Origin of the sequence: Aciditerrimonas ferrireducens, from assembly GCF_023130475.1 — a bacterium.
GTDB classification, from domain to species: domain Bacteria; phylum Actinomycetota; class Acidimicrobiia; order Acidimicrobiales; family UBA8190; genus Aciditerrimonas; species Aciditerrimonas ferrireducens.
Genome location: NZ_JAKHEX010000037.1, coordinates 1 through 8,236 on the forward strand (window position 1 = coordinate 1; position 8,236 = coordinate 8,236).

Annotated in this window: 10 protein-coding genes and 2 pseudogenes; all 12 read left to right on the forward strand. The window is 74.6% G+C overall.

Annotated elements, in window-relative coordinates; translation table 11 throughout:
• A pseudogene (locus Acit_RS12450) lies at positions 1-1,019 on the forward strand (hypothetical protein); the annotation flags it as partial.
• Positions 1,020-1,274: 255 nt separating this feature from the next.
• Entirely contained in the window at positions 1,275-1,811 is a 537-nt protein-coding gene (locus tag Acit_RS12455; protein WP_248109375.1) for a hypothetical protein, read from the forward strand.
• 210 nt (positions 1,812-2,021) lie between these two features.
• On the forward strand, positions 2,022-2,579 hold the full coding sequence (gene hpt / locus Acit_RS12460) for a hypoxanthine phosphoribosyltransferase (protein ID WP_248109376.1): 558 nt from the start codon (positions 2,022-2,024) through the stop codon (positions 2,577-2,579).
• A gap of 67 nt (positions 2,580-2,646) precedes the next feature.
• Positions 2,647-3,255 carry a GTP cyclohydrolase I FolE gene (gene folE, locus Acit_RS12465; protein ID WP_376746064.1) on the forward strand — a complete coding sequence of 203 codons (609 nt, stop codon included), beginning with the start codon at positions 2,647-2,649 and terminating at the stop codon, positions 3,253-3,255.
• A 53-nt stretch (positions 3,256-3,308) separates the two neighbouring features.
• Positions 3,309-4,118 carry a dihydropteroate synthase gene (folP, locus tag Acit_RS12470; RefSeq protein WP_248109378.1) on the forward strand — a complete coding sequence of 270 codons (810 nt, stop codon included), beginning with the start codon at positions 3,309-3,311 and terminating at the stop codon, positions 4,116-4,118.
• Positions 4,115-4,663, forward strand: coding sequence for a protein-tyrosine phosphatase family protein (locus Acit_RS12475; RefSeq protein ID WP_248109379.1), 549 nt, complete (start codon positions 4,115-4,117; stop codon positions 4,661-4,663). Before folP ends, Acit_RS12475 begins: the two co-directional genes overlap by 4 nt.
• Positions 4,660-5,064 (forward strand): dihydroneopterin aldolase, encoded by a 405-nt coding sequence (gene folB, locus Acit_RS12480; RefSeq protein WP_248109380.1) that lies wholly within the window; start codon positions 4,660-4,662, stop codon positions 5,062-5,064. The genes Acit_RS12475 and folB overlap by 4 nt, the downstream gene beginning before the upstream one ends.
• Positions 5,061-5,582 carry a 2-amino-4-hydroxy-6-hydroxymethyldihydropteridine diphosphokinase gene (folK, locus tag Acit_RS12485; protein ID WP_248109381.1) on the forward strand — a complete coding sequence of 174 codons (522 nt, stop codon included), beginning with the start codon at positions 5,061-5,063 and terminating at the stop codon, positions 5,580-5,582. Before folB ends, folK begins: the two co-directional genes overlap by 4 nt.
• 43 nt (positions 5,583-5,625) lie before the next feature.
• A complete protein-coding gene (locus Acit_RS12490) occupies positions 5,626-6,408 on the forward strand; it encodes a Rossmann-like and DUF2520 domain-containing protein (protein ID WP_248109382.1) in 783 nt (260 codons plus the stop codon).
• Between the two features lie 85 nt (positions 6,409-6,493).
• Positions 6,494-7,394 (forward strand): annotated as a pseudogene (gene panC, locus Acit_RS12495) (pantoate--beta-alanine ligase).
• A gap of 4 nt (positions 7,395-7,398) precedes the next feature.
• Positions 7,399-7,794: an aspartate 1-decarboxylase gene (gene panD, locus Acit_RS12500; RefSeq protein ID WP_248109383.1), complete on the forward strand. Its 396-nt coding sequence runs from the start codon at positions 7,399-7,401 to the stop codon at positions 7,792-7,794.
• A partial coding sequence (locus Acit_RS12505) for an FAD-dependent oxidoreductase (protein WP_248109384.1) occupies positions 7,791-8,236 on the forward strand: 446 nt, incomplete at its 3' end. The genes panD and Acit_RS12505, both read left to right, overlap by 4 nt.

Consider the following 8,236-nt stretch of genomic DNA (forward strand, 5'->3'; position numbering starts at 1 on the left):
CCAACATCGGCCAGTCAGGAAACTTCTCCGTCAGTGTGAATCAGCCTTCCACTTCTACCACTGCGGATATCGGTCCCAACGAGCTTGGACCAGGCGGGAGCGGTACCGACTACTACACCGACACCGGCGTATTCAGCCTGACCGTGATCAGCGAGTGCGACTGGTCCATAAGCGTGTCGCCACAGTCCGAGCCCGCCCCAGCACCGTCACCGTCGAGCCCGGTTCAGCCCTCTCCTGGTTGTGTCCCATTCGCATCATCCGCCGTCGCAATGGCTCCGACAGCAGACAACAAGGGCTACTGGATCGCAGATGTGAAGGGACACGTGGACGCCTGCGGAGACGCCGCCACGTCGTACGGGGAGCTGGCCGTTTCTCCCGCCGCGCCCATTGTTGGGATGGCTGTTACTCCCGACGGCGGGGGATACTACTTGGTCGGGTCTGATGGTGGAATCTTTACCTTCGGAGACGCGAGATACTACGGTTCCGTGCCCGGCCTTCCGGCCTCTGAGCGGCCCCCTGTGCCAGTCGTCGGTATGGCTGTGGATCCCTCTGGCCAAGGCTACTGGGAAGTGACCTCAGCGGGGGATGTGTACTCCTTTGGAGATGCTCAGTTCTATGGCTCCACTGGGAACATCGATCTGGCCAAGCCGATCGTCGGTATGGCCGTCGATCCCAAGACCGGAGGGTACTGGCTGGTTGGCGCTGACGGTGGCGTCTTTGCTTTCAACGCGCCATTCGACGGTTCTCTTCCAGGCCTTCCGGCCTCTGAGCAGCCTGGTGTGCCGGTGGTTGCCATCGCTGGCGACCCAGTGTCTGGAGGGTATTGGGAGGTGACCACCGCCGGAGATATCTACAGCTTTGGCGGAGCAGCATTCTATGGCTCCACTGGGAACATCGATCTGGCCAAGCCCATCGTGGGAATGAGCGTGAGTTCTGGTGGTGGCGGCTACCGGATGGTCGCTGCTGACGGTGGGATATTCGACTTTGGCAATGCTCCCTACGAGGGATCGGCGGCGTGAGCTCTAAAACGATTGGAGACTCGTCAAAGAATTGAATCTTGGTCCTCGTCGGTGACTCCCTGTTGTTGTGTGGCTCCAGGTCCCTCGATGCAGGGATAGAGATCGGTCAACCTCAGTGCGTTGTGCCGGGGGACGAGGAGAGCAACCTTGGGAAGGCGCTGGCGGTGATTCGGCGGGCAGTTGTCTGGCTGCCCCATGAGGGTGGACAGGCTCTGGCCCGGCGGCTTCCGTCGTTCAACCCTCGGCTTCTCGATGGTGGGAGCGGGCGCGTTGCAAGGCACCCGGTCGGTCGGAGCTCGGATCCAGCTGCTGGCCGGGCTGCTCCTGGCGGGCCTGGTGGCGGCGGCGTGCGGGGGTGGCCGGGCGCGTCCGGTGGTGGTGAGGGGCCAGGTGCGCCTGACCTCGCCGGTGGCGAGCGACCAGGCGCCGACCACCCCGGCGAGCCTGCTGGTGCGCCGGCAAGGCAGCCAGGCGGCCAGCCGGATCGAGGTCCCCGCCGGCGGGCGCTTCCGGCTGGTGGAGCCCCCGGGCGCCTACCGGCTGGTCCTGGCGGGGGTGGAGGGCTGCCAGGCGACCCTCCGGCTGGTTGCCGGTGCGCCCGCACGGGTGACGCTGGGTTGCGATCCGGCCCAGGCAGCCGGTGGCCCGGCGGGGGTGGTGCGCTCGGCGGCCGTCCCGGCCAGCTGCCCTCCGATGCTCCAGGCCTACGACGCTGGCCGGGCGGTGGGCCTGAGCAGCTGTGCCGGGGAGGTCGGCCTGGCCCCCGTCGCCCGGGGGGTGGTCAGCGGCTGAGCCGACCGGGCCCTATCCGAGGGGCCCCTATCCGAGGGGCCCCTAGCCGAGGAGCCGCTGCCCTCTGGGGCCGCTCCCGAGGGAGCCGGGGCCCCGGCGAGCCGGGCCGCTAGCATCCCGGCGATGCCCGCCGTCTGGCCCTCCCCCCTGCGGTGACCTCGGGGTCCGCCGCCTGGGGCCGGGGACCGGCCGCCTGACCCGGGAGGGAGCGTGGGGAGCTTCTGGGACGAGGACCCGCAGCTGGGAGAGGTCATCGTGCCGGCCGACCGGCTGCAGGCCCGGGTGGCCGAGCTGGGGGCGGCGATCACGGCCGACTACCAGGGGCGGCCGCCGCTGCTGGTGGGGGTGCTGAAGGGAGCCTTCGTGTTCCTGTCGGACCTGGCCCGGGCGATCGACCTGCCGGTGGACTTCGACCTGATGGCCGTGGCCTCCTACGGGGCGCGGACCACGACGAGCGGGGTGGTCCGGATCGTGAAGGACCTCGACAGCGACCTGGCGGGCCGGCACGTGCTGGTGGTGGAGGACATCGTGGACTCGGGCCTGACCCTCTCCTACCTGCGGCGCTACCTGCTGGCCCGGTCCCCGGCGAGCCTGGAGATCTGCAGCCTGCTGGTGAAGGAGGGCTGCCAGGTGCCCCGGAGCGAGCTGCGCTACGTCGGGTTCACCATCCCCTCGGTGTTCGTGGTCGGCTACGGCCTGGACGTGGCCGAGCGGTACCGGAACCTGCCGGAGATCCGGGCCTTCGTGGGCCAGGCCCCGGGGGACTGAGGACCGGGCGGCTGCCGGGCCGCCCGCCGGGGGGCCGGGGCCCGACGGGTCGGCGTCGGCGGCCAGGGTGGCGCCGGGGGCCGGGGCCGAGCAGCATGGCGTCGTGGCCGTGGACCTGGCGCGGGTGGAGGGGCTGGTGCGGGAGCTGCTGGCGGCCCTCGGGGAGGACCCCGAGCGGGACGGCCTGCAGGACACCCCGGGGCGGGTAGCCCGCATGTACGGGGAGCTGCTGGCCGGCCTGGACGAGGACCCGGCCCGGCACCTGACGGTGAGCTTCGCCGCCGAGCACGACGAGATGGTCATGGTGCGGGACATCCCCTTCTCGTCGCTCTGCGAGCACCACCTGGTGCCCTTCGTGGGCCGGGCGCACGTGGCGTACATCCCGGGTACGGACGGTCGGATCACGGGGCTCTCGAAGCTGGCCCGGCTGGTCGAGGCCTACTCGCGGCGGCTGCAGGTCCAGGAACGGCTGACCACCCAGATCGCCGACTGCCTGGAGCGGGTCCTGGTGCCCCGGGGCGTGCTGGTGGTGGTGGAGGCCGAGCACCTCTGCATGAGCATCCGGGGGGTGAAGAAGCCGGGCACCTTGACGGTGACCTCGGCGGTCCGGGGCCTGTTCCGCTCGGACCCCCGGACCCGGGCCGAAGCGCTGCAGTTCGTCCACGCCCACCGCTGAGCCCGTCGAGCCGCTGGGGCCCGGCCCCTTGGACCAGGGCCTACGCTTTGGGCATGGCCTGCACGGTGATGGGGATCCTGAACGTCACACCGGACTCCTTCTCCGATGGTGGACGGTTCTTGGACCCCGAGCGGGCCGTGGCCCGGGGCCTGGAGATGGCCGCCGAGGGCGCCCAGGTGATCGACGTCGGCGGGGAGTCGACCCGGCCGGGCGCCGAGCCGGTCCCCGAGGCCGAGGAGCGCCGGCGGGTCCTGCCGGTGCTGCGGGCGCTGCGGGCCGAGCTGCCCGCCGGGGTGCGGCTGTCGATCGACACGGTGAAGCCGAAGGTCGCCGAGGAGGCCCTGGCGGCGGGGGCCAGCCTGCTGAACGACATCTCGGGCCGGCTCTGGCCGCTCGCCGCCGAGGCCCAGGTGCCCTGGGTGGCGATGCACATGCGGGGCACGCCCCAGACGATGCAGATCGACCCGGTCTACGAGGACGTCTGCCGGGAGGTCTTCGGGTTCCTGGCCCGGCTGGCCGAGGAGGCCCTGGCCGGCGGCGTCCCGGAGGTCTACGTGGACCCGGGCATCGGGTTCGGCAAGACCACGGCCCACAACCTCGAGCTGCTCCGGGGCCTGCCGGGCCTCGTGGCGCAGGGCCGCCCGGTCCTGGTGGGGACGAGCCGGAAGCGGTTCCTCGGGGTGGTGGCCCCCGAGCCCGACGGCTCGGCCCCCCCGCCGCCCGCCCGGCTGGCCGCCAGCCTGGCCACGGCCACCTGGGCGGCGGCCTGTGGCTGCGCCATGGTCCGGGTGCACGACGTCGCCCCGACGGTCCAGGCCCTGGCCGTGGTCGGCAGCCTGCGCGAGGAGGTGGGGGCAGCGTGAAGGGCCGCTGGGACCAGGGCATCCCGCCCCGGAACTTCACCTGGGTGATCCGCGACCGGCTGGCGGTCAGCGAGCGGCCCGGGGGCTTCGCCGCCACCCACCGGCGGGTCCGGCGCCAGGAGGAGATCATCTGGCTGAAGGTCCAGGGCTTCCAGCGGGTGGTGTCCCTGCTGGCCTCCCCGCACAACCTCGCCGCGTACCAGGAGCAGGGCCTGCCCTTCGCCCACCTGCCCCTGCCCGCCCACGGGGACTCCCAGGGCGTCCTGGCCGACCTCTACCGGGACCTGACCGGCTGGCTGGAGGCCGGGGAGCGGATCCTGGTGCACCAGGACGAGCTGGGGGACCGGCTGCTCGGGGCCATGGCCGGGTTCCTGCTCTGGAGCGGCCGGCTGCCCGGGGGGCCGGAGGCCATCGCGGTGATGGAGCGGCTCTGCGGCCGGCAGATGGGGCCGAACGGCCGGCAGCTGGTCGCCGAGGCCGAGGCCCTGACCCGGTCCCAGCCGGCCCAGGCGGTGGGCTCGGGCGGGGAGGGCCAGGAGCGGTGACCCAGCCGAGCGGCGCCCCGCTGGCCCTGGAGGGCACCCGGATCGTGTTGCGGGGCCTGCGGGTCCTCGGGCACCACGGGGTCGGGGCAGCCGAGCGGGCCGAGGCCCAGCCCTTCGAGGTCGACCTGGACCTGGAGCTGGCCGGGGCCGGGGCGGCGTGGAGCGACGAGCTGGCCGAGACCCTGGACTACGGGACGGCCGCCCAGGCGGTGGCGGCGGTGGTGAGCGGCACGAGCCACCGGCTGCTCGAGTCCCTGGCCAGGGCCTGCGCCGAGGCGGTCCTCGCCGAGGACCGGGCCGGGCGGCTGGCGGCCGTGGGGGTCCGGGTGCGGAAGCTGCGGCCCCCGGTGCCCCTGCAGCTGGACTCGGCGGCCTGCGAGCTGACCCTGCGGCGAGCGTGAGGGCCCCCCGCCGGGCCTACCTGGGCCTGGGCAGCAACCTGGGGGACCGCTGGGCCACCCTGGCGAGGGCGGTGGCCGGCCTGCCGGATGTGGTGGCCGTCTCGGGGGTCTACGAGACCGAGCCGGTGGGCGGCCCGCCCCAGGGCCCCTACCTGAACCTGGTGGCCGGTCTGCGGACCGCCCTTGGCCCCCGGGAGCTGCTCAGGGTGGCCCAGGGCCTCGAGGCCGAGGCCGGGCGGGTCCGGACGGTCCGCTTCGGGCCCCGGACCCTGGACGTGGACGTCCTGTGGGTCGAGGGGGAGACGGTGGCGGAGCCCGACCTGGTGGTCCCCCACCCCCGGATGTGGGAGCGCCGCTTCGTGCTCGCGCCGCTGGCCGAGCTGGCCCCCGACCTGGTGCCCGCCGAGGCCCTGGCCGGGGCCCAAGGCGAGGTCCGGCGGATCGGTACACTGGGGGGCGACGAACGCTTCCCCGGTCCGCCCCTCGGCGGCCGGGCGGAGCGAGGACCCAGGGACTGAGGCGCCCGGCACCCCTGCGGGCTGGAGCGCAGAGAGGGGTTCGATGCGGTCGGTCAGGATCATCGGCCCGGGCCGGGCAGGGCAGGCCCTGGCGGGCGCCCTGGCGGCCCGGGGTCTGACGGTGGAGGGTCCCCTGGGCAAGGGCCAGTGGGACGCGGCCGCGGCGAGCGGGGTCGACGCGCTGGTCCTGGCCGTGCCGGACCGGGTGGTGGCCGAGGTGGCCAGGGTCCTGACCCCGGTGCCGGGCACCCTGGTCGTGCACCTGGCCGGGGCGCTCGGCCTGGAGGTCCTGGCCCCCCATCCTCGGCGGGCCTCCCTGCACCCCCTGGCCGCCCTGCCCGACGCCCCCACCGGGATCCGCCGGCTCCTGGCCGGGCCGGTCTGCGTGTGGGACGGGGACCCCGAGGTGCGGGAACTGGCCGAGCAGCTCGGCTGGCGGCCCCGGACCCTGGCCGCCGACCGGGCCCGGTACCACGCGTGCTGCTCGGTGGCCGCCAACCACCTGGTGGGGCTGCTCGGGGAGGTCGAGCGGCTTGCCGCGTCCTGCGGCCTGGCCCTCGGGGACTTCCTGGGCCTGGCGGCCGGAGCCCTGGAGGACGCCGGCCGGCTCGGCCCGGCCGCCGCCCTGACCGGGCCGGTGGCCCGGGGGGACTGGACCACCCTGGAGCGCCACCGGGCGGCCCTGCCCCCCGAGGAGCGGGCCGGCTACGAGGCCGGGGTGGCCCTCTGCCAGCGCCTGCTCCAGGCCGGCTCGCCGACTGGGGTGGATCGCACCGGGACGGGGTCTGGCGAGCTGGCCCCGAGGGCACTGGCGCAGGCCGGCTGAGGCGGACCGGGGCCCGGTGCGGGAGGTGCGAGAGGTCGGGGCCCTGCGGGCCTGGCTGGGGGCCGAGCGGGCTGCCGGGCGGCGGGTGGGGTTCGTGCCGACCATGGGGGCCCTCCACGAGGGCCACCTGAGCCTGATCCGGCGGGCGGCAGCCGAGACGGAGGTCTGCGTGATCTCGGTCTTCGTGAACCCCTTGCAGTTCGAGGACCCGGCCGACCTGGCCGCCTACCCCCGGCGGTTGGCGGCCGACGTCGAGGCCGCGGCCGAGGCCGGGGCGGCCGGGGTGTTCCACCCGCCGGTCGAGGAGCTCTACCCGAGCGGCGCCGAGCAGCCGGCGCTCTGGGTGGAGGTCGGGGCGCTCGGGCAGGACCTGGAGGGGGCCTGGCGGCCGGGCCACTTCCGGGGGGTGGCGACGGTGGTGACGAAGCTGCTTGGCGCCGTGGGCCCGTGCCGGGCCTACTTCGGGGAGAAGGACTACCAGCAGCTGCTGGTGGTTCGAGGTGGTGGGCTGCCCGACCGTCCGGGAGCCCGACGGCCTGGCCCGCTCGAGCCGCAACGAGCGGCTGGACCCGGCCGCCCGGGCCGCCGGCCTGGCCCTCTACCGGGCCCTTCGGGCCGGGGAGGCAGCGATCGAGGCGGGGGCGACGAGCCCCGAGGCGGTGGAGGCGGCCATGGCGGAGGTGGCGGCGAGCGAACCGGCGGTCCGCGTGGACTACCTGGTGGTCCGGGACCCGGCCACCCTGGCTCCCCTCCGGACCCTGCCGGCGGGCGGCGAGGTGCGGCTGCTGGGTGCCCTGCGGGTCGGGGGGGTGCGGCTGATCGACAACCTGGCGGCCACGGTGCCCGGCGGGCCGGGGAGCAGCGGCGGGGGGCACGGCGGAGCGGCGGGCCTGGGGGGCAAGGAGAGGGGCCGAGGCCCGGGGCGCCGAGGCGGGTGGGCTCGGCGCGCCCTGGGGTCGGGTCCCGTGGAAGGGGAAGGAGCCTGAGGTCATGCGACGGCGGATGCTGAAGTCCAAGATCCACCGGGCGACGGTCACCGATGCCAACCTGGAGTACGTGGGGTCGATCAGCATCGACCCCGAGCTGCTCCGGCTGGCCGACATCCGGGAGTGGGAGCAGGTCTGCGTGCTGGACCTCAACAACGGGGCCCGCTTCGAGACCTACGCCATCCTGGGCGGCCCCGGGGAGCTGACCCTGAACGGCGCCGCTGCCCGGCTGGTCCAGCCCGGGGACCTGGTGATCGTCCTGACCTACGCCGACTACGAGGAGGCCGAGCTGGAGGGCTACGCCCCGACGGTGGTCCACGTCGACGCCCAGAACCGGCCGATCGACGAGCGCAGCGCCCAGCTGGCGGTGGCGGCCGCCCGGCAGGCCCGGGGGTCGTGACCGGCGAGGGGGCCCTGCCCCGGCTGGACGTGCTGGTGGTCGGCTCGGGGGTGGCCGGGCTGAGCGCCGCGGTCCGGCTGGCCGGGGCGGGGCAGCTGCGGGTCGGGGTCCTGACGAAGGCTGCCTTGGACCAGGGCACGACCCGCTGGGCCCAGGGGGGGATCGCCGCCTGCCTGGGGGGCGACGAGGACTCGGTGGACCTCCATCTGGCCGACACCCTGGCGGCGGGGGCCGGGCTGTGCGACCCCGAGGCGGTGGCCCTGCTGGTGCGCGAAGGGCCGAGGCGGGTCGAGGAGCTGATCGGCCTGGGTGCGGTCTTCGACCGGGACAGCCAGGGCCGCCTGGAGCTGGCCCGGGAAGGAGGCCACTCGCGGCCCCGGGTGGTCCACGCCGGCGGGGCAGCCACCGGCGCCGAGGTGGAGCGGGCCCTGGTGGCCGCGGT